Raw genomic sequence first — 21,487 nt, forward strand, 5'->3', positions numbered from 1 at the left:
CGCCACGGTCCGCGCCCTTCCGTCCTTCGGATGGGTGAGCATCACGGAACGCCGGGAACCGGGTGCTCGCGCGCGGGACGCACCTCTACGGGAGGGGTGCGGCGGATGCGATACGGCGCTGTCCGAGCAGGTCGCGATGCATCTCCTCACTGCTGCGCAGGGCCAGCGCCGCCATGGTCAGTGAGGGGTTGGACGTAGCCACGGTGGGCATGCTGCCGCACCCGACGGCGTACAGGTTGGGGTGGTCCCAACAGCGCTGCCACCCGTCGACAACAGAAGTGGCCGGCGAGTCGCCCATGATGTGGGTACCGGCTCCGTGTCCGGCCGCCCGGTAGGCGTACGGGCGGCCCTCGAACTCGAAGTAGCCGGGCCAGTCCGGCCCCGGTTCGAAGGATGTGTGGTCCTCTGCCCCGAGCAGATCGAAGAGCTGATCGGAAACGGACTTCGCCGCGGCGATACCGCGTTTGACGTAGTCGGACAAGTCGTAGTGGAGTACCGGCCGCGGGTTGCCCAGCGCGTCGCGGTGGCGAGGATCGATGGTGACGCGGTTCGTCGGATCGGCGTCCTGCTCCATCTCGAACTGGAAGGCGAATTCGCGTCCGATCCGGTCGCCGAGCCGCTGCCGCAGTCGCGTGCCGAAAAGGCCCTGGCCATCGGGCCCTCCGTTGCACAGGAGGTCCGCGACCCGCTGGTCGGGCGGCCCCAGGGCCCACGTCCAGCCCCAGTTGCCGATCTCTACACGGAACGGAGCGCGTCGGGCGCGGGCGGCACCGAAGCGGAAACCCTCGAGGCCGGAGGTCGAGCCGGGACCACGATAGGCACCGACCTGCTGCGGCATCAGGCCCCAGGTCAGCAGGACCGGGTGGTCCATCAGATTACGGCCGACCTGATCGCTGCTGTTGGCGGCCTCGGAGGCAAGGAGGAGTTTGGCGTTCTCGATCGCGTGCGCGGCCAGGACGACGAGGTCCGCGTCGACGCTGCGTGTCACCACCTCTGCGGTGTCGTCGCGGCAGGACTGGTATTCGACGCCCGCTGCTCGGCCATCCGCGCCGATCCGGACCCGGGTGACGATCGCCTGGGTGACGAGGGTGACGGACGGACCCCAGCGGGTCTGGGTCTTGAGGGGGGTGTATTTGGCCTGGGACGGGCAGATCGGTACGCAGCTGGCGTGGCCCTGGCACAGCATCCCCTGATCCGGCTGGTGAGGACCGGGGGCGGGCCGGTAACCGGCGCCACTGTCGTACGAGGGGTCAGGCAGCCCGTTGCGGGCATGCGGCGTGGTGACGACCTGCAGACGGACCGGATCATCCGCGCCCGGATCCTGCACGGCGCTGCCGTCCAGGGTCTTCGTCATGACCTGGTCCAGGTAGCTCTGCGGGATTGCCCGCATGGGGAACCGGTAGCCGTCAGGGAACGGCAGACCGATGGCCGTGTGCTGCTCCTCGGCATCGCCGGACACCCCGATCTCGCGCTCGGCCGCCCGGTAGTACGGTTCGATGTCGTCATACCCGAGCGGCCAGTTGCGCCCGTGTCCGAAGTCCCCTGCGCGGAAGTCCTCAGGGTGCATCCGAGGCGCGAGCCCGGTCCAGGCGAGACCGGTGCCACCGTTGGCCCGCAGATAGCCGCTGCCGTACGGGAGCGGACCGTTCTGCACGAGGTACCCGTCGACGTCGTGCATGCCGGGCGACGGGGCCGCCATGCTTTCCCGGTAGGGCGAGTTGGGCACCTTGAGATGCGCCGAACGGTATGCCTCGACCGCGTCCAGATGAGCCCCCTCCGGGCTGGACCCGCCGTGGCCGGCCTCCAGCACGAGGACCCGCCAGCCCTGGTCACCGAGGCGCTTGGCGACCAGGGAGCCCGCGAACCCCGCACCGACCACGACCGCGTCCCATCGCAGCCCTTCCGGGGCGGTCATTTCGCGACCGCCGAGTCGCCGCCGTGCGCTCCCAGGGGCGTCACCTCGGACGGAGAGTCGGCCCAACTGCCGTACCCCTGCGCCGTCGTACCAGGCGCACGCCCGCCGAACGCCCGCCAGACCAGGCCCTGCTCGTAGGCCCGTGACGAGACCACGAACGGCCCCGACGCCGGCGGTGGTGCCTCGCCGTCCGGGAAGGGTGGACGGAGCACGCCGGGCCATGTTCCGAGGTACCACAGGTGGGTGATGGCCCGCGCCAGCTCCCGGGCGGATTCGTCCGTGAAGCGCGGCGGGTCGTCGGTCGAGACCCCCACCGAGTCGGCGAGACCGTCGAGCCGCTCGGCCCCTGCCTGTTCCGTGACGACTTGTCGGTATGCGTGCACCATGCCGCTCTCCTGCAGCTCCCCGGAGTCGAAACCGGTCAGCCTCGCCGACAGGGCGGCGAACTGGTGGAGTTCCATGCTCTGAATCCCTTTCCCTGCGTTGTCGGACGAGTACGTCATGCGGCTCGTCCGTGCCAGTGCCTTCGCTGGGTGAGTCGTCGTGGACGCAACCCGGGGGGTGTGGCCCGGTGAACCCACGTCTCCTGTCAGGGACGTCAGCCCTTGACGGGGCCCCCGTTGATGGCGACCCGCTGCCCGTACCGCGTGTAGGGGTAGTAGTCGTAGATCGCGTGGTGCTGGACGCAGCGGTTGTCCCAGAACACCAGGGTGCCGGGGGTCCAGCGGACACGGCAGTGGAGGACCGGCCGGCAGGCGATGGCGTCGAAGAGCATGTCGAGCAGCGCCCGGCTCTCCTGCGGTGAGACCTGCGGGATGCGGCTGGTGTACGCCTTGTTGACGTACAGCAGCTTGCGGTCGGTCTCGGGGTGCCGCGCGATGAGCGGGTGTTCGCTCCTGGGTATGACATAGCCCTCCGGCGGGGTGTACCCCTGGAACGCCTGCGCGCCGTCATGGATCGCGGTCAGCGGGTCCAGCAGGGACCGAATGGCCGGGGACAGCATCTCGTACGCGAGGTGCATGTTGGCGAACATGGTGTCGCCGCCGCAGCCCGGCTCCGGGATCTCCGTGATGTAGAGCATCGATCCCAGCGACGGATGAGCATCCGCGGTGCCGTCGGCGTGCCAGCCGTTGCCGGCCGCGTCCGCCGCCCCTGAGGTCGTGCGGATCTCCAGAACGTGGGGGTCACCCTCGGGTGGCGGCGGGTCGACCGGACGCAACTCGCCGAAGCTGCCCGCGAAGCGCATGTGGTCCTCGGGGGTGAGCGACTGCTCGCGGAAGACCAGGACGTGGTGGTCACGGAACGCGATCCCCACCTCCTCCCGCTGCTCGGCCGACAGCTCCTTCGACAGGTCGACACCCGAGACCTCAGCGCCGATGACGGGGGTGATCCGCTCGATCGTGAGGGTGTCGTACGGGTGCGGAGGCCGCGTCGTCACCGCTTCCACCGCTTCGCGCTCGTACTGCTCCATGTGTTCCTCCAGGGGAGTGGGTTTACGGACCTCGGTCCGGCAGGGCTGCGGGACTGTCCCGGACACGCTCCTGTCCCGCTGTGGACCGACCGGCAGGAATTCACCGGAGGCGCTCCGACTCCTGCTCGCGGTGGGTCCGGGCGCCGGCGGTCGGGTCCGACAGCGCTCTTCTCATGGCCTCGGCCACCGTGAGCACGTGGGGTGGCGTGACGATGCCGTAGTGGTCGGTGGGCAGCCACCGGGTCAGGGAGGTGGGAGGCAGGAGGGAGTTCCACCGCCGGGCCGTCTCCTGCGAATCGCCGGGAGCGGGCAGGCCCGCGGAGGGCTGCTCGGCCAGCCAGACGAGGGTGGGGGTCGAGGTGAGCGGCCGCACCCGATGCTCGGCCAGGCTGCGCAGGTTGGCCCGGCAGCACTCGGCCAGCCGTTCGGCATAGGCCCGCCCGTGCTCGCGGGCCGCCGCTGAGGTCCCGTAGCCGAGCTCGGCGGCGAACACCGTTTCGAGGTGGGTCTCGTCGTAGGCGGAGACCAGCGCGCCGGCTTCGGGCGGTGGCGGATCAAGGAGGTAGAGCGCGTCGACCGGCTGCCCGCCGTCCTCGGCGAGGCCGGCCATCTCCATGGCCACCCTGGCGCCGAAGGACCACCCTCCCAGTCGCAGGTGGCTGTCCGGTCCGCCGAACCGGGCCCGCAGCACGCCGTCGTAGTGCCGTGCGCGTTCGGCCAGTGACCACTGCGGAACAGAGGCGGCACGCAGGGCGGGATCGGCGATGAGGCACACGGTCGGCGCAGGACCGAGCGACGCCACCAGCGACCGGTACGCCTGGATGTCCCCACCGACGGGATGCACCAGGCACAGGACAGCGGGGCCGGTTCCCTCCTGCCAGACGTCGAGTGCCGCCTCTGGCTCTGTGCGGACCGCGGCGTGGTGTGGGGTCCCGGGGGCGGGTTCTGCCAGGGTGAGGGCTCCTCGGAGGTGCTTGAGGACCTCGGTGAGGCTGACCCGGTGGCTGAAGGAGGCCAGGTCGAGTTCGACCCCGAAGGCGTCGTCGATCTTCGTGATCAGGCTCAGCAGCATCAGGGAGTCGACGCCGATGTCGTACAGCGAGTCGTGCGGGTCCAGGTGTTCGACACCGAGCCACTCACGGAGCCACTGGCCGATGAGCCCGGCCCGTTCCTCGGTGCCGTCGGTGTCCTCGATGCCTGCCGTGCCGTCCTCGCCGTGCGGCACCCCGGGGTGCCGCACGGAGGAGTCCGCCTTCGTCCGGTCCCGGTCGGCGGGGGCGTAGAAGGCGCGGGACGCCTCGATGCCAGTGGTGGAGACGAACACCTGCGGCAGTTGGAGGGAAACGGCCCGGGCGAAGACCGAAGTGCCTTCCTGCACCGTGAGACCGACCTCCAGGTGCGCTCGGTGCCTGCTGTCCGCGGCGGGCACGCGGGTCGCCATACCGGTCTCGCGCCACACGTCCCAGTCGATGCCGATCCGTGCCGTGGTCTCGGTCTCGGCCTCGGTCTCGCCGCGGTAGTGCGCGAAGCCGTCGAGAAGGCCCGCGCCGGCCGCGTAGTCGCACTGCCCGACGCCGCCCAGCAGCGCGGACATCGAGGAGCAGTACACCGCGAGAGCGGGGCGGTGCCGCTGGATCAGGTGCTCGACGACGAGTGCGCCGTTCTCCCGAGCCGCGGCGCCCTCGCGCATCGCGGCGGCGTCGCGCCGTACGAGGTGGCCGCCGAATCCCGAGCCGGCCGCGTGGAACACACCATCCAGCCGCGCGGTGTGCCTGTCGACCGCTGACGCCACCTCGTGCGCGGACGCCGTCGCCAGGTCCGCCGCGACGAGGTCGACGCGGTGGGCCCAGCGGGTCAGTTCCACGGGCAGTGCGGGCTTCCGTGACAGCAGCAGGACACGGCCGCCGGTGTTCTCCAGCAGCCAGGCGGCGATGGCGCGACCGATGCCGCCCGTGCCGCCCAGCACCAGGTGGACCGCGTCGTCCCCCGGCAGCTCCGGGGGTTCGTCCGCCTGCGCCGTCACCGGCGTGGTGTCCGGTCGCCACCAGTGGCCCTGCCGGAGCGCGAGCTGCCGGTGCGGGGCCGGGCCGCCGGGATCGGCGTGGCGGTGTCGGCGCGCTTCGGCCACGACCGAGGCCACATGTGCTGCCCAGCGGGTGAGTTCGCCGTCGGGGAGGTCCAGCCAGTGGCCGCGGAGGACGCCCTCCTGCGGGGCGACCTCGACCGGCCCGGCCAGGAGCCCCAGCTCCGGCCGCCGCACCGCGCCCGCCACGGGCCGGGCGCCGTAGGACAGCCACCAGACCCTCGGGGAGCCGTGCCGGTCGGACAGCGCCTGGACCAGGGCCGCGGTGGTGTCCAGGCAGGCGTGACGGGCGCGTGCCAGCGTGTCGGGGCCCACCGGACCCGCGACGGACAGCGGCAGCGCCTGCACCCACTCCACGCCGTCCAGGTCAAGGCCGGGGCAGTCCTCGGCCAGCGCGTCGAGCAGCAGGCGCAGTGACGCCGGATCAGCCGGATCGACCTCGAAGGCGTCGCTTCCCCTGCGGGCGAAGTCACCGGCCGCGCGTACCCGCACCACGCGTGAGGCCACGGCCTCGAAGGGGCCGTACACCGTCGGCGGCAGGAGGTCCGCGGTCACGACCACCACGACGCCGGCACGGCGCTCCCGCCCGGCGTCGGCGACGGTGGACGCGCGGCGCAACCGGACCCAGTGCGGCTGGTGCAACCAGTCGGTCTCCGGGAGCCGCAGGGGTTCCGTCGTGGCGGCCCCGGCCGCCCGTTCGAAGTCGTACCGCGCCAGGGCGAAGGACGGGGGTGGGAAGTCCCAGGGGGCCGGTGCGGGGCCCGGTGGCCAGTCGATGCGCCGCCCCGCCGTCCAGTCCCCGGCGAGTTGCGGTGCCGTGCGGCCCGCGGCGGGAATCGGGCGGGTGTCCGGGCCGGCGGTGCCGTGCGACACCTCCCCCGAGGCCACCGCGCGCAGCCAGCGCACCGCGGAGGCGACGTCCGGACACGACGCCGCGACCCGCAGGCCGCGGGCAGGTCGGCCGGCCTGCAGGTGGCGCAGTACGGGTTCGTAGAGTTCGGGCCGGGACCGAAGGTGGTCGGCGATCCGGGCGGCGTCGGCACGCAGTGCTTCCGTGCTGGTGGCGGACAGCACCAGGCACCGCGGTACGCCGACGGTCCCCGCGGTCCCGGCGGGGGCGTTCCGTTCCACTATCACGTGGGCGTTGGTGCCACCGATGCCGAAACTGCTGACCGCGGCCACCGGCTCCCTTCCGTTCGGCCAGGGAGTGGCCCGGGTCGGGACGTAGAAGGGTGTGGGATCCGGACCGATCTCCGGATTGAAGGCACGAAAGCCGTTACTGGGCGGCACGGTCCCGTGGTGCACGGCCAGGACGGCACGTACGAGCCCGACCACGCCGGCGGCCGCACCCATGTGGCCGAGCTGGCTCTTGACGGAGGTCAGCGCGCAGCGGCCGGACTCGGCCACGTCGAACGCCTGGCGGAGCGCCCCCACTTCGACCGGGTCTCCCAGCCGGGTGCCGGTGCCGTGCGCTTCGACGTAGCCGACGTCAGCGCCGGTGCGCCCGGCGCGGGCGAGGGCGGTGCGGATCACGTCTCGCTGGCCGGCCAGGGACGGCGCGCTGTAGCTCATCTTGGCCGAACCGTCATTGTTGACGGCGGAGCCGGTGATCACCCCGTAGACGGTGTCGCCGTCGAGCCGTGCCTGCCGCAGCGGTTTGAGGACCACGACCCCTACGCCGCTCGCGCCGATCGTCCCGGTCGCGTCGTCACTGAAGGATCGGCAGGCGCCGTCCGCGGAGAAGATGTGCTGCGGGCGGTACCGGTAACCGACGGCAGATCCGGGGTCGATGAGCACCCCTCCGGCGAGCATCACCTCGGCGTCGCCCTGCCGCAACATGCCCGCCGCGAGATGGACGGCGAGCAGGGAGCTGGAGCACGCCGCCTGCGCGCTGAAGACCGGACCGGTCAGGCCCAGGTGGTAGGCGACCTTGGTGGCCAGGAAGTCCTTCTCATGGTGCAGCGCGAGCTGGAAGCCGTCGGGCAGCGAACGGGGGTCGGCCTCGCGCAGGATCGCCTGGAAGTAGGTGTTCTCCCCCGCGCTCGCCACCAGGCCCACTTGGCCGGCCGACGGTTCCGCCAAGCCGGCGTGTGCCAGGGCCTGCACGCAGGCCATCAGCAGGTGACGCTGCTGCGGGTCCATCAGGCGGGCTTCCTGGGGGCTGATGCCGAAGTGGCCCGGGTCGAAGTCGAGCGGGCCGTCGAGCGCGCTGTGCGCCCCGACCAGTCCCTCCGGGGCGTCGAAGCGGCGGATGCCGGTGCCGCCGGATACCGTCATGTCCCAGAAAGCAGCCAGATCAAGGGCTCCGGGCAGCCGCACCGACATGCCGATGACGGCGACAGGCTCGCCGGGGTCCGGGGCACTGCCCGACACGGCGGCCGGCGCCGGGCGGGTCCCGGCACCGTGTGAACTTTCCGGGGCGAGGTGGCGGGCCAGTGCGCGGATGGTGACGTGTTCGAACAGGTCGGTGACGCTGAAGCGCAGGCCGAGTTCGGTGGTGCAGCGAAGGTGGAACCGCATCAGGGAGAGGCTGGAGGCGCCCGCCTCGAAGAAGGTCCTGTCCGGTCCGATCGTCGCTCCGGTGACCGCCTCGAACGCCGTGGCGAGCTGCTCCTCCTCACGCGACAGCCCGGTGCGGGCGATCGTGGAACGGCGTATCTCCTCGCCCGGTGCCCGCAGCGCCGCCTTGCGGTCCAGTTTGCCGCTGGGGGTGCGCGGCAGCGCGTTCAGCCGCCGGAAACGGTCCACGCGGATGTAGGCGGGCAGCAGCGCGGAGAGATGAGCCGTCAGGTCGTCGGCGGTCGGGGCCTCGTCGCGGAACTCCAGGCAGGCCGTCAGCCGATCGTCGTCGTGCGCCACCACGGCGTTCACCACCGCCGGATGGCGCAGCAGCGCCGTCTCGACCGCGCCGAGCTCCAGCCGGTGCCCGCTCAGTTTGATCTGCTGGTCGTCCCGGCCCGCGTAGTGCAGCATGCCCCGGCGGTCGAACCGGGCCCGGTCCCCGCTGCGGTAGAACAGGCCCTCGCCGGGCACCTCGACGAAGCGTTCGTCATCGGGACCGGGGCCGTCGAGGTAGCAGCGTGTGGTCATCACGCCACCGATCAGCAACTCGCCCGTGCACCCCGGCGGTACGGGCTCGCCGGCGGCGTCCGCCACCCGCAGCAGGGCACCGGCCACCGGGAGGCCGACAGCGGGACGTTCGGGCCATCGGCGCGGATCGCCGTCCAGGCACAGGGCGCTCACCACGTGCGTCTCGGTCGGCCCGTAGTGGTTGAACAGCCGCGCGCCGGGCAGTCCGGCGAACCAGCGGCGGATCGTGTCGGTGCACACCAACTGCTCGCCCGCCGTGACAACCTCACGCAGCTTCGAGGGGAACCTGCCCAGGCGGATCCCGTATTCGGCCAGCAGTTGCAGTGCCACGTACGGCATGAAGATCCGCTCGGCGCCCGCCGACTCCAGCCGTTCAAGTAACGCGGGTGCGTCCTGGCGCCACTCGGGGCGTACGAGGTGAAGGGTGCCGCCGCCGCAGAGCGTCCCGAAGATCTCCTGGAACGACACGTCGAACGACAGCATGGAGAACTGCTGGGTGGCCGCCGGGGCGGCCAGGGCACCCGGGCCGGTCTGCCATCGCAGCAGGTTGCACAGCGTGCGGTCGAAGATCCGGACGCCCTTGGGGACGCCGGTGGAGCCGGAGGTGAACAGTGTGTACAGCGGCCGGCTGCCGCCGTGCAGGCGTCCGTCGCGGAGCACGGCCGCGGCCGGTGCGGACTCCGGCGCGGCGTCCGCCAGGACGACCGCGTGGGGCACGACGCCGTCGGGGAGCAGCGGGTCCAGTGCCGTCGAACCGCCGGGCATGACCAGCACGCACAGCGGACCGACCCGCTCCAGAACGCCTCGCAGCATGTCAGGCGGGTAGGAGGGGTCGAGCGGGACGGCGGTGACGTTCAGCCGCGCCAGCGCCAGCAGGGCCGTCACATGCTCGACGGACGGCTCAAGGTACAGGGCCACGTGGCAGGCACCGCCATCGGCCGGGATGGCGCAGCGGGCGGCCAGATCCGCGGCGAGCGCCGCGGCGTGGGCGTCCAGCATCGCGTAGCTCACAGTGCTTCCGTCGGCCGTCACCAGAGCGGGCGTGTCCGGTGTGCGGGCGGCCTGCCGCGCGAAGCCCTCGGCGACCGTCGTGAAGCCTGGTTCCGGGTCGCTCCCCCGCCCGTGCTCCGGCAGCGACCTCCGGTACGGTGCGACCAACTGGCGCAGGGTCGACCGTCCGCCGGAGGCGAGCGCGTCCACGCCGCGTCGCATCAACTCGGCCATGGCTTCGGCGGTCTCGTCGGGGAAGGCGTCAGCCGCGTACTCCCACAGCAGGTCCAGGCCGTCGGCGTTCTCGATCACCGAGACCGTCAGCGGGCACTTGGCCTCCGGCGTTCCCCACCACAGGGGGCGGTGGACGCAATGAGGGAGCCGGAGCGCGCCGTAGTCGGTGTTCTCCAGCACGAACAGGACATCGAACGGGGCGCCGTCGCCTGCCGCCTCCCAGCCGGTCAGCACGTCCGTCAGTGCCACGTCCTGCCCTTGCAGTATCTCCTCCACGCCGGCCCCCATGAGGGCGAGCTGCGAGCGCAGTTCCTCGTCGGGCTCGACCGCCACGGCCAGCAACATCGTGTTCGCCATCATGCCGACGCTGTCCTCGAACTCGCGTACCGCACGGTTGGCCACCGGAGCTGCGATGCGCGGACGGACCAGACCTGTCACGCCGTAGAGGCTCCAGGCGAAGACGCTCAGCAGCAGTTGGAAGCGGGTCAGTCCGAACTCGGCGCAGAGCCGGTCCACCTGGGCTCGGCGCACGACGTCCAGGGACGTATGGAGCAGCCGTGCCCGCGGTGTCGAACCGTCGTCCTCGAAGGGGAGAGCCTCCTGGGGCTCCTCCAGGCCGCGGTAGTACGCCAGGAGCCGGTCGCGCTGCGCGTGGTAGGCCGGGGCGGCGAACCAGCCGGCCTGCCAGTCGGCGAAGTCGAGTGGAGTGGGCGCGGTCTGCTCCTGGCCGGTCCCGGAGGCGTCGGCGTAGCCGGCGGACAGGTCCCGCAGCAGAACGCTCAGCGACCAGCCGTCGACGGCGATGTGATGCAGGTGGAGCAGAAGCGTCCCACCGTCCTCGTCGGGCAGCCAGCAGGCCCTGAGCATGCGCGGCTCCGCCAGGTCGAACGGTTCATCGAAGAAGTCGTCGGCGAAGGCCCGCGCTCCCGCCTCGACCCACATCCGCTGCACGCCGGGGTCGTGCCAGGGGTCGTACGGCTCGCCTACGACCTGGACAAGGCCCTCCGGCCCCGTCTCGAAACCGGTCCGGAGCGCGGCGTGGCCCTCCACCAGCTGTCGGATCGCCTGCCGCAGAGCAGCGGTGTCGACCGTCCCGTCGATCCGGAGAGCCTGGTTCACGTGGTAGGCCCGTGAACCGGGAGCACGGCGCTGCACGAGCCACAGCCGCTGCTGCTCGCTGGTGGCGGGCCCGAGGCGGGCACCGGAGACCGCCGGTACGGGATACACGCTCCCCGCGCCGGGACGGGCCGCGGTGACGGTCCGGGCGACCGCCGCCAGATCCCCGTGGAGGATGGTCGCCTGCGGCACCTCGCAGTCCCACCGTCGCCGGATCTCGAAGCGGAGCCGCACGGCCTTCAGCGAATCACCACCGCAGGCGATCCACCGGTCGGTGAGCCCCACCCCTGTGGTCCGCAGGACCTGCTCGGCCAGCTCCAGCACCTCGCGCTGCCGTCGGGTCGGGGCCGCTCCGGGGGCAGCGGCCGGGCGCCAGGGCCGGCCGGTCCGCTCCAGGAGCGCGGCCTGGTCGACCTTGCCGTTGGCGTTGAGCGGCAGTTCCTCGACGAGATGGACGTGGTGCGGGCGCATGTAGGCGGGCAGGCGGGACTCCAGGTGGCCGGCGAACTCCTCGTAGGCCAGGTCCTGCCGCAGGACGACGAACGCCAGCAGTTCGTTCGGCCCCTCCTGGCCGGCCCGGCGCGTGCATACGTACGACTGCCGGACCGCCGGGTGCGTAAGGACCTGCCGCTCCACCTCGCCGGGCTCGATCCGGAAGCCGCGGACCTTGACCTGGCGGTCCGTCCGCCCGACGTACTCCAGCAGGCCCTCGCCGTCGCTCCGGACCAGGTCGCCGGTGCGGTAGTGCGTCACCCGGCCCCCGTCGAGCCAGGGCAGGCGCACGAAGCGCCGCCCGGTCTCCTCGGGAAGGCCGCGGTATCCGGCGGCCAGACCGCTTCCGCTCAGCAGCAGTTCGGCGACCTCACCGGGTGCGGCGACGCGATCGCGGCCCGGCACGACCAGGACCGCGCCCGTGTGCGGCAGGGGCCGGCCGATCGGCACCACGTCGCCGTCGAAGTCCCGGGGAATCGGGTGGCACAGGGCGAAGGTGGTGGCCTCCGTCGGGCCGTAGACGTTGAACAGCCGGGTGCGGCCGGCGGCGTTGTTCCGGTACCAGCGGCGGATCACGGCGGGGTTGAGCTGCTCCCCGCCGGTCAGGACCTGGCCGACCGTGGCGAAACACTCCGGTACCGCGGCGGTCACCGCGTCGAACAGCGCGGCCGTGATGAAGAGCGTGTCGATCCGCTCGCGTCGCAGCGCCGCGTCGAGCAGTTCGGGTGTCTGCACGTCCACGTCGCTCAGGATCACGCAGCAGCCGCCGGTCAGCAGCGGCACCCAGACCTCGAAACTCAGCGCGTCGAAGGCCGGGTTGGACAGGCAGGAGTGACGCGCGCCGGACTCGATGCGGATGTAGCCGGGCCGTGCCAGCCGCAGCACTCCGGCGTCACGCACCTCGACGCCCTTGGGACGTCCGGTCGTTCCTGAGGTGTAGAAGAGGAAGGACACCTCGCCGGCGGCGCGCGGTGCGGGTGTGGCCGCGTCGGCTTCGGAGATTCGGGGAAGCAGCCTGCCCACGGCCAGCGCCCTCACCCCCTGGGGCAGTTGCGTGCCCGCCTCGTCGGTGTCGTGCACCAGCGCGACCGCTGCGGAGTCCTGAAGGATGTAGCGGCGGCGCTCCGCGGGACTCTGGGTGTCCAGGGGCACCACCTGGGCACCCAGCCGAAGGATGCCGAGCATCACGCAGACCAGCCGCCACGAACGCGGCAGCGCCACCGCCACCGCCTGGCCCGGGGCGACTCCGGCACGGCGCAGCGCCTGAGCCACCTCGGCTGCCGAGGAGTCGAGCGCGGCGTAGTCCAGCCGCACGTCGCCGTCGGTGAGCGCGACGGCCCGCGGCGTGCGCAAGGCCTGACGGTGTACCTCCAGGGCGAGGTCGCCAGGTGAGCCCGGGTCCTCGGCGACGGAGACCCGGGGAGTCTCCTCGGAGCGTGCCATCAGGCTTCCCTGGTGAGCGGGAGGGAAGAACTCCGCGCCTCGGCCCGGCCGGTGCCGTCGGCCTTGTCGCTGTCGAGCCGGTCCAGTTCGGCCGTGAGAACCGCGGCGACACGCGGCAGCTCGTCACTCTCCAGCATGTCCCAGTGGCCGCAGGCCACCGGTTCGACGGCGAAGCCGCCGCCGGCCCGGCGACGCCAGAACGCACGCAGCCGGGCGGCCGCGTCACCGTTGTCGTCGTCCTCCACGGCCGTCGCCTGCATGAGCACCACGCGGGCTTGCGAGTCGGGCACCACATAGTCGCGGCCGGTCGCCTGGTGATGGTTGTACACCGCGAGGTACCGGGCGACCTGGTCGTTGTCGATACCCGGGTACATGCCGTTGAAGCGCACCAGCTTCTCCCGGAACTCCTCCATGCCCGTAGGCGTGATCGCGGCGCGCTCCTGCGCGTCCTCCACGCCGCGCGTGTCGAGCAGGACCACACTCACCCTCTCGTGCCCGGCGGCCACCAGGCGGCGGCCCATCTCGTAGGCGATCAGTCCCCCGTAGGACAGCCCGCACAGCACCAGTGCCTCTTCCGGGCGGGGATCGACGAGCCGCAGGTACTCCACGGCCATGGCCTCGACGTCCGGGAGGGTCGACTCGCCGGGATCGATCCCTGGTGCCTGGAGGCCCACCACGCCGATGCTCCCCGCGAGCGCCGTGGACAGCGGCAGGTAGCAGAAGGCGGTGCCGCCGGCGGGATGAACGCACACGACACGGTGCCGGCCGTCCCCGGCCCGGAACGTGACCAGGCTGCTGTTGCCCGCAGGCCCGGACGACTGCGACCGGGCGCCGCGGACGCGCTCCGCGAGCGCCTCGATCGTGGGACGCATGATGACGTCTCGGACCGGCAACGCCACACCGAGCTCCTCCTGGACGGCGTGTGCCATCTTGATCGCCGAGATCGAGGTGCCGCCCAGCTCGAAGAAGTTGTCCCCGACCCCGACGTCCGCGTGCAGCAGCACCCGCCGCCAGATCCGGTACAGGGTCATCTCGACGTGGTCGCGGGGCGCGGCCGTGTTGACCCGCCCGGAAAGAGTGCCGGCGGCCGCGCTCAGCACCGCTTCCCGGTCCACCTTGCCGTTGCGGTTCAACGGCAGCCGCGGGAATTCGGCGACCACCGTGGGAATCATGTAGTCCGGCAGCCGGTTCTCCAGCGCCAGGCGCCATTCGTGCGGCGTCCACGTGGGCCCGGCGTCGCGCCCCACGCCGGCCACCAGGTGCGGGCCGCCCGGCATGCGGCGGTCGGCCAGGACGACCGCCTCCCGCACGCCGGGCACGGCCAGCAGGGCCGTCTCCACCTCGCCGGGCTCTATTCGGAAGCCGCGCAGTTTGAGCTGGTCGTCCCGGCGGCCGGCGTACTCGGCGTTCCCGTCCGGCAGCCAGCGCGCCAGATCGCCCGTGCGGTAGGCGCGTTCCCCCGGCACGAACGGGTCCGGCAAGAAACACTCGTCGGTGAGGTCGGGCCGGTGCAGGTATCCGCGCGCCAGGCTCGCCCCTGCGACGTACACCTCGCCGGGGACCCCCACGGGCACCGGACGCATGCGGTCGTCCAGCAGGTACAGGCGGGTGCCGCGCAACGGCCGCCCGATGGGGCATGACCGCGCGCGCCCCCCCGGATCGGTGTACGCGGTGGTGTAGAGCGTGGCCTCGGTCGGTCCGTAGCCGTAGCAGATGCGCAGATCCGGCAGTTCCTCGCGCATGCGGTGCAGCGCTGTCTCCGGCAGGGATTCCACACCGGTCAGGAGTTGTCGCAGGCTCAGCCCGGCCAGCCGTCGGGACGGGTCCTCGTCGATCCACAGGATGTAGGACGGGGGCAGGAACGCCTGAGTCACCCGACGCTCCCGCAGCCACCCCATCAGGGCCTCGGGGTCACCCCGCAGCTCGTCCGGGACGAGGTGGAGCACCGCTCCCGTGGTCAACGGCACGAGGAGTTCGTGCACCGACGCGTCGAATCCGATGCTCGACCAGGCCGACGCGGCCTCGCCCGGCGCGTCGTCCATGAGCTCGCGCCAGTGGTCGAGGAGATTGACGACGCTGCCGTGTGTCACCGCCACCCCCTTGGGGCGACCGGTCGATCCGGAGGTGTAGATGACATACGCCAGTCGGGCCGGGTCCGCGTCGATGTCCGGTGCGTCCTCCCGCGTGCCCTCGGCCTCGACCGCGGCGAGGTCCTCCCAGAGTTGCCGGCCGTCTGCCACCGGGTCCCCGAGGTCGGTCAGAACCACCGCGGGCTCGGCGTCGGCCACCATGGCCGCGAGCCGCTCGGCGGGTTGCCCGGGATCGAGCGGCAGATAGGCGGCCCCGGCCTTGAGGACGCCGAGGACCGCGACGACGAGTTCGACCGTGCGTCCTGCGTGCAGGCCCACCACCTGGTCGGGGCGCACACCACGGGAGATCAGCGCGTTCGCCAGCCGGTTGGCCCGGCGCTCCAGCGTGGCGTAGTCCACCTCCGTGTGCCCGGCGACCACCGCGGACTGCTCCGGTCGTGTCCGTACCTGTGCCGCGAAACGCTCCAGCAGGCCGGCCGACGCCGGTGTCACCGGGGCACCTACGCAGCTGAAGGCCGCCAGCAGCTCGCGCTGCTCGTCCTCGTCCAGCAGGGTCAGGTCGCCGATCTCCGCCTCGGGCCGCTCGGTCATCAGCCGGAACACCCGCAGCAACTGCTGTGCGTACCGCTCCGCGGTCGCCTTGTCGAACAGGGCGGCGGCGTATTCGATCCCGCCGACCAGGCGCCGGCCCTCGTCGGCGAGGACCAGGACCAGGTCCAGCTTTGCGGGAACGTGCGAATCGTCCTCGCGTACCTCGACCTCCGCGCCGGGGAGGTCGAGTTCCTGGTGCATGGAGGGGACCCACGCGACCATGGTCTGGAACAGGGCCGTGTAGGCAGCGCTTCGCGGCGGGTTGACCAGCTCCACCACCCGTTCGAACGGCAGGTCGACATGCGCGAGGCCCTCGCGCAGCCGCCGGTTCACCCGCTTCAGCGCGTCCTCGACGGTCGGTGAGCCGGACAGGTCCGCACGAACGGCGAGGGTGTTGGCGAAGAAGCCGATGAGCCCGCCGACGTCCCCACGCCGGCGGTTTGCCGTCGGGGCGCCGACAACGATGTCGTCCTGTCCGGAGAGCAGGGACAACAACACCGACCAGCCGGTCAGCACCGTCGCGTACAGGGAGACCCCGTTGCGCTTCGCCAGCTCGCGCAGTGCGCCTGCGAGATCCTCGTCGACGTCCAGGGCCACCCGGCCACCGTGGAAATCCTGCTCGGGCGGACGGGGCCGGTCGGTGGGAAGGGGGAGCACGGCCGGGACACCGGCCAGTGCCTCGACCCAGTAGTCGGCGTGTGCGGCGGCTTCCTCGCCGGCCATCCATTCCCACTGCCGGCGGGAGTAGTCGCTGTACTGCCACGTCAGTTCCGGCAGCGGCACGTCCTGCCCGCTGCGCAGCGCGGCATACACCGTGCTCAGCTCACGCAGCAGCAGTGACTGGGACCAGCCGTCGAAAATGAGGTGGTGTGCCGTCAGGAGCAGGACGTGGTGGTCCTCTTCGAGCACGAGCAGGCGGCCACGCACCATGGCCTCCTCCCCGAGACGGAAGGGGGTGCCGCCCACCGCCCGCTGCGCCTTCGCGAGGCGCTCGGCCGCGTCCGGCAGCCCCCTCAGATCCTCGACGGTCACGGGGAAGCCTGTCTCCGGGGGATCGACGACCTGGAGTGCCGAGCCTTCGGCGGGCACCAGCCGGGTGCGCAGTGCCTCGTGCCGGGCGGCGAGCAGGTCCAGCGCCCGCACGAGCAGGGTCCGGTCCAGCGGCCCCCTGACGTCGAAGTTCATGAGCCCGTGGTAGGCGGCGCTGGCGTCCCCGTCCATCCGCGCCAGGACCCACAACTGCTCCTGCACCAGCGACAAGGGCGCGGGGTGGGAGGCGGGGGCGGGCCCTGACGCCGGCGAGGCGGACGGGGTGGTCGAGGGGACGCGGGGAGTGGTGATGCGAGACGCAGACACGGAATTCCCTCCATGAGAAAGGAAGGCGGGAAAGCAGGTACGCGTTCCGGTGGGCCCGACGCAACGCGTGCGCGAGGTCAGGGGCCGGGGTGCGGCACGGCAGAAGGCGTATCGGGACGCGGTGTGGTCGGGCTTCGCCATGCCGGGCGGAGCCGGAAGCCTCCCGCCCGGCAATGGCCCCTCGCTGCGACTTCGTCAGCGCACCACCTGCGACCTGATGTCAGGGTATTTTTTTTACAGAGACGAAAGAGATTAAAGCAGTCGGCGAGTTATGTGAATTACGGTCGGGTCGTTCGGAATTAAATCCCAGACCGATTTAAAGGTCAACAGTGACGCAGACCACACAACAATTCCTGGCGAGAATGTTTTAGATCGGGTCCAGTCCAGAAAAGGGGCCTAGCGGCAGTTACGGTAAATATCCCCGCCTTCCCGTCACGGGGAGCGGTCGGGCGGAAGACCCCCCGTGAAGTTGGCCTTTGATGCGTTTGGACTGCTTGTCCGCGAGTGGGGGAACGGGAGGCGGGGGGTCTTGACGGAGTCAAGATCTTCATTACTCTGAAACGACCTGAGATTTACGGAGGCACTCACGAGGAAGGCTGGAACCGATAAAGTCGCCCCTCGCCGCAGATTCCTGCGCCCCCGACTTACGGGCCCGGAAGGCTGCACGACCCCGCTCCGGCCAATCCGCCTCTTCGTATGCGCGTGGTTTTCTGCTGCCCTTCGAGCGAATCCCCGAAAGGCCGTTCCTATGACATCGAGTGCAGTTGGCGCCGACGCCGTGCCATCACCCGCAGAAACGATATCGACACTCTCGGTGGAGGCCGCGGCATGAGCGCCGACGCACTGCCACTGGACGGCGTGACGGTTCTCGACTTCACCCAGGTCTTCATGGGTCCCAGTTGTACCCAGATGATGGGTGACTACGGCGCCGACGTGATCAAGGTCGAGCGCCCGGGAACGGGTGACCTCTCCCGGACGTCGTTCCCGGACCCGGACGGACGGGACGGACTGGACGGACCGATCTTCCTCGCCATCAACCGGAACAAGCGCAGCGTCTGTGTCGACGTCCGCGCGCCCGAAGGCAAGGAGGTGATTCTGCGCCTGGTCCGCACGTCCGACGTGGTGGTGAGCAACTTCCGCGGCGGTGTGATGGAACGGCTCGGCTTCGGCTACGACGACCTGCGGGCGATCAACCCTCGTCTCATCTGGGCCTCGGGCACCGGCTTCGGCACGTCCGGACCGTACAGCCACAAGGGCGGCCAGGACGTGATCAGCCAGGCGTACTCCGGGGTGATGTGGCGCCGGGAGTCACCGGACCTGCCGCTGTCCGTGTACCCCACACCCCTGGGGGACTACACCACAGGCATGCATCTGCTGCAGGGCGTCCTGCTCGCGCTGTTGAGCCGGGCCAGGACCGGCGAGGGCCAGAAGGTCGAGGTCGCCATGTACGACTCGATGTTGCACATGCAGATGCAGGAAGCCTGCGCACAGCTCAACCGCGGCTACGAGGTCAACTGGGCCAGCATGCCGCTCAGCGGTGTCTTCCCGACCTCCGACGGCGCGATCTGCATGGTCGCGGCGTTCAAGGAGAACCCGCTGCGCGCGGTGTGCGCCGCCCTGGAGATGGGCGAGGACCTCTCGCTGCGCGAGGAGTACTCCACCATGGAAGGGCAGTTCCAGCGACGCCCGCAGCTTCAGGCGGTCTTCCGGCAGCACTACGCCACCAACACCACCGCCCACTGGCTCGCACGACTGGAGGAGCAGGACATCCTCTGTGCCCCGGTGCGTACCCTGGAAGAGGCCCTCGCCGACGAGCAGACCGCGGTCAACGGCATGGTCGTGGAGATGGACCACCCGGACGCCGGCACGGTCAGGGCGCTCGCCGCGCCCATCCTGCTCTCCGGCGCCCGTATGAACGTCCGTCAGGCCCCGCCGCGACTCGGTGAGCACAGTTCCGAAGTCCTCAGGGAACACGGCTTCGACGACGCCCAGATCACGGCTTTGATGCAGGGTGGCACCCTGCAATGACCACGACGCCCTTCACGGACGAAGTACGCCTGGAGACCGAAGGACACGTCGCCCGGGTGACCATCGACCGGCCCAAGGTGCTCAACGCCGTCGACGCCAGGACGCTTCGGCGGCTCAACGAGATCTGGGGACGCATCGAGTCCGACACCGACGTCCGTGTCGTCGTCCTGACCGGCGGAGGCGATCGGGCCTTCTGTACCGGCGCCGACATGTCCGCCGAAGCGGTCGGCAGAACCGGCCTGGAGTACTGGGCCGGTCTCGACCCCAACGGCTTCGGCGGCCTGTCCCTGCGCACCACCCTCGACATCCCGGTGATCGCCCGGGTGAACGGGTACGCCCTGGGCGGCGGCATGGAGATGGTCCTGGGATGCGACATCGTGGTGGCCGCCGAGGACGCCCGGTTCGGGCTCACCGAGCCCCGTGTCGGACGCATCCCGCTCGACGGAGGAGTGACCCAGCTCGTCCGCCGGTTGCCCCATACCCAGGCGATGAGCCTGCTGCTCACCGGGCGGCGGGCGAGCGCGGGCGAGCTCGCCGGGATGGGGCTGGTCAACGAGGTCGTACCGGCCGAACAGTTGGACGAGGCGGTCGACCGCTGGGTCGCCGACGTTCTCGCCTGCGCCCCCACCTCGCTGCGCGCCATCAAGCAGATGGTGCAGCGTACCGCCCACCTGACCAGCCGGGAGGCGCGCTCGGCCCGACTGCCGGCGCTGATGGCGGCCCTGGACAGCGCGGACAGCCACGAAGGTGTCCGCGCCTTCCAGGAAAAGCGGCCACCGAACTGGCCCGGCCGCTGAACAGCCGCAGAAGACATGGGGTGATGCCTCGCACGGCAGGGAGCCGGTGACCTGGCCGGCGCCCAGGATCCGGCCGGAGGCCCGCGTACGACCGCGCCCGGCGGAAGTCTGTCCGCCGGGCGCGGTCGAACGCGGCGAGGCCGGTCAGTCGGTGAGGTTCACCGAGCGCGCCGACGCGGCACCGATCTCCTCGGAGATCTCGTTGAGCACGGACTGCGGGATGGTGTCGTCGACGGTGAGGACGACCAGCGCCTCGCCGCCCGCGTCCTGCCGCGAGACCTGCATGCCGGCGATGTTCAGCCCGGCCTCACCGAGGATCTTGCCGACCGCGCCGACGACGCCGGGACGGTCCTCGTAGCGCAGGACGACCATGTGGTCGGCGAGCGCCAGGTCGACGTCGTGCTCGCCGATCGCGACGATCTTCCGGAGGTGCTTGGGGCCGGCCAGCGTGCCGGAGACCGACACCTCCTCACCGCTCGACAGCACGCCGCGGACCGTCACCACGTTGCGGTGGTCGGGCGACTCGGAGCTGGTGGTGAGGCGGACCTCGACACCGCGCTCCTGCGCGAAGAGCGGGGCGTTGACGTAGCTGACGGTCTCGTCGACGACGTCCTCGAAGACGCCCTTGAGTGCGGAGAGTTCGAGCACCTTCACATCGTGCTGGGTGATCTCGCCGTAGACCTCGACGTCGAGACGGGCCGCGACCTCGCCCGCGAGCGCGGTGAAGATCCGGCCGAGCTTCTCGGCGAGCGGCAGCCCGGGGCGCACGTCCTCGGCGATGACGCCGCCCTGGACGTTGACCGCGTCGGGGACGAGCTCACCGGCGAGCGCCAGGCGGACGGACTTGGCGACGGCGATGCCCGCCTTCTCCTGCGCCTCGTCGGTGGAGGCACCGAGGTGCGGGGTGCAGACGACCTGGTCGAACTGGAACAGCGGGGAGTCCGTGCAGGGCTCCTTGGTGTACACATCGAGACCGGCGCCGGCGACCCGGCCCTCCTTGAGCGCGGAGGCGAGCGCCTCCTCGTCGACGATGCCGCCACGCGCGGCGTTGACGATGCGCACCGAGGGCTTGACCTTGTGCAGCGCGTCGTCGCCGATCAGGCCGAGCGTCTCGGGGGTCTTGGGCAGGTGCACCGTGATGAAGTCGGAGACCTCGAGCAGCTCGTCCAGCGTGAGGAGCTTGACACCCATCTGCGCCGCGCGCGCGGGCTGCACATAGGGGTCGTACGCGACGATCTTCATCCCGAAGGCCGACATGCGCTGCGCGACCAGCACGCCGATGCGGCCGAGGCCGACGACGCCGAGGGTCTTCTCGCTGAGCTCGACACCCGTGTACTTGGAGCGCTTCCACTCGCCGTTCTTCAGGGCGGTGTTGGCCTGCGGGATGTTGCGCGCGGTGGCGACGAGCAGACCACAGGCCAGCTCCGCGGCGGTGACGATGTTCGATGTGGGCGCGTTGACGACCATCACGCCGGCCTTGGTGGCCGAGGAGACGTCGACGTTGTCCAGGCCGACTCCCGCGCGGGCGACGACCTTGAGCTGCTTCGCCGCGGCGATGGCCTCGGCATCGACCTTGGTGGCGGAGCGCACCAGGATCGCGTCGACGTCGACGATCGCGGGGAGTAGCTCGGCGCGGTCCGCGCCGTTGCAGTGCCGGATCTCGAAGTCCGGCCCCAGAGCGTCGACCGTGGCGGGCGACAGCTCTTCGGCGATGAGTACGACAGGTTTCGAGCTCACGTGTGTCCTCACAAGTCCAGTGCGGACGGCCGTCCCGACGGCCGCAGGCGGTGG

8 protein-coding genes are annotated in these 21,487 nt (G+C 71.2%); 2 read left to right on the top strand and 6 right to left on the bottom strand.

What is annotated here, in order from left to right; translation table 11 throughout:
- Positions 1-85: 85 nt before the first annotated feature.
- The 5 genes from AB0C75_RS23375 to AB0C75_RS23395 form a co-directional block, all read right to left on the bottom strand.
- Entirely contained in the window at positions 86-1,915 is a 1,830-nt protein-coding gene (locus AB0C75_RS23375; protein WP_362893624.1) for a GMC family oxidoreductase, read from the bottom strand.
- Positions 1,912-2,376: a hypothetical protein gene (locus tag AB0C75_RS23380; RefSeq protein ID WP_362893625.1), complete on the bottom strand. Its 465-nt coding sequence runs from the start codon at positions 2,374-2,376 to the stop codon at positions 1,912-1,914. Before AB0C75_RS23380 ends, AB0C75_RS23375 begins: the two co-directional genes overlap by 4 nt.
- Positions 2,377-2,513: 137 nt before the next feature.
- Positions 2,514-3,386: a TauD/TfdA family dioxygenase gene (locus AB0C75_RS23385; RefSeq protein WP_362893626.1), complete on the bottom strand. Its 873-nt coding sequence runs from the start codon at positions 3,384-3,386 to the stop codon at positions 2,514-2,516.
- 100 nt (positions 3,387-3,486) lie between these two features.
- Complete coding sequence (locus AB0C75_RS23390; protein ID WP_362893627.1) at positions 3,487-12,834, bottom strand: amino acid adenylation domain-containing protein; 9,348 nt, start codon at positions 12,832-12,834, stop codon at positions 3,487-3,489.
- Complete coding sequence (locus AB0C75_RS23395; protein ID WP_362893628.1) at positions 12,834-16,871, bottom strand: amino acid adenylation domain-containing protein; 4,038 nt, start codon at positions 16,869-16,871, stop codon at positions 12,834-12,836. The genes AB0C75_RS23390 and AB0C75_RS23395 overlap by 1 nt, the downstream gene beginning before the upstream one ends.
- Before the next feature lie 828 nt (positions 16,872-17,699).
- Here AB0C75_RS23395 and AB0C75_RS23400 point away from each other — a divergent pair.
- Positions 17,700-18,899, top strand: coding sequence for a CaiB/BaiF CoA-transferase family protein (locus tag AB0C75_RS23400; RefSeq protein WP_362893629.1), 1,200 nt, complete (start codon positions 17,700-17,702; stop codon positions 18,897-18,899).
- Positions 18,896-19,696, top strand: a complete 801-nt coding sequence (locus tag AB0C75_RS23405; RefSeq protein WP_362893630.1) for an enoyl-CoA hydratase-related protein — start codon at positions 18,896-18,898, stop codon at positions 19,694-19,696. The genes AB0C75_RS23400 and AB0C75_RS23405 overlap by 4 nt, the downstream gene beginning before the upstream one ends.
- 144 nt (positions 19,697-19,840) lie before the next feature.
- Here the strand turns inward: AB0C75_RS23405 and serA are convergent, their stop codons facing one another.
- Positions 19,841-21,433, bottom strand: a complete 1,593-nt coding sequence (gene serA, locus AB0C75_RS23410) for a phosphoglycerate dehydrogenase (RefSeq protein WP_362893631.1) — start codon at positions 21,431-21,433, stop codon at positions 19,841-19,843.
- Positions 21,434-21,487: the final 54 nt, after the last annotated feature.

This window comes from Streptomyces sp. NPDC048565 (assembly GCF_040650935.1).
Classification (GTDB): Bacteria; Actinomycetota; Actinomycetes; order Streptomycetales; family Streptomycetaceae; genus Streptomyces.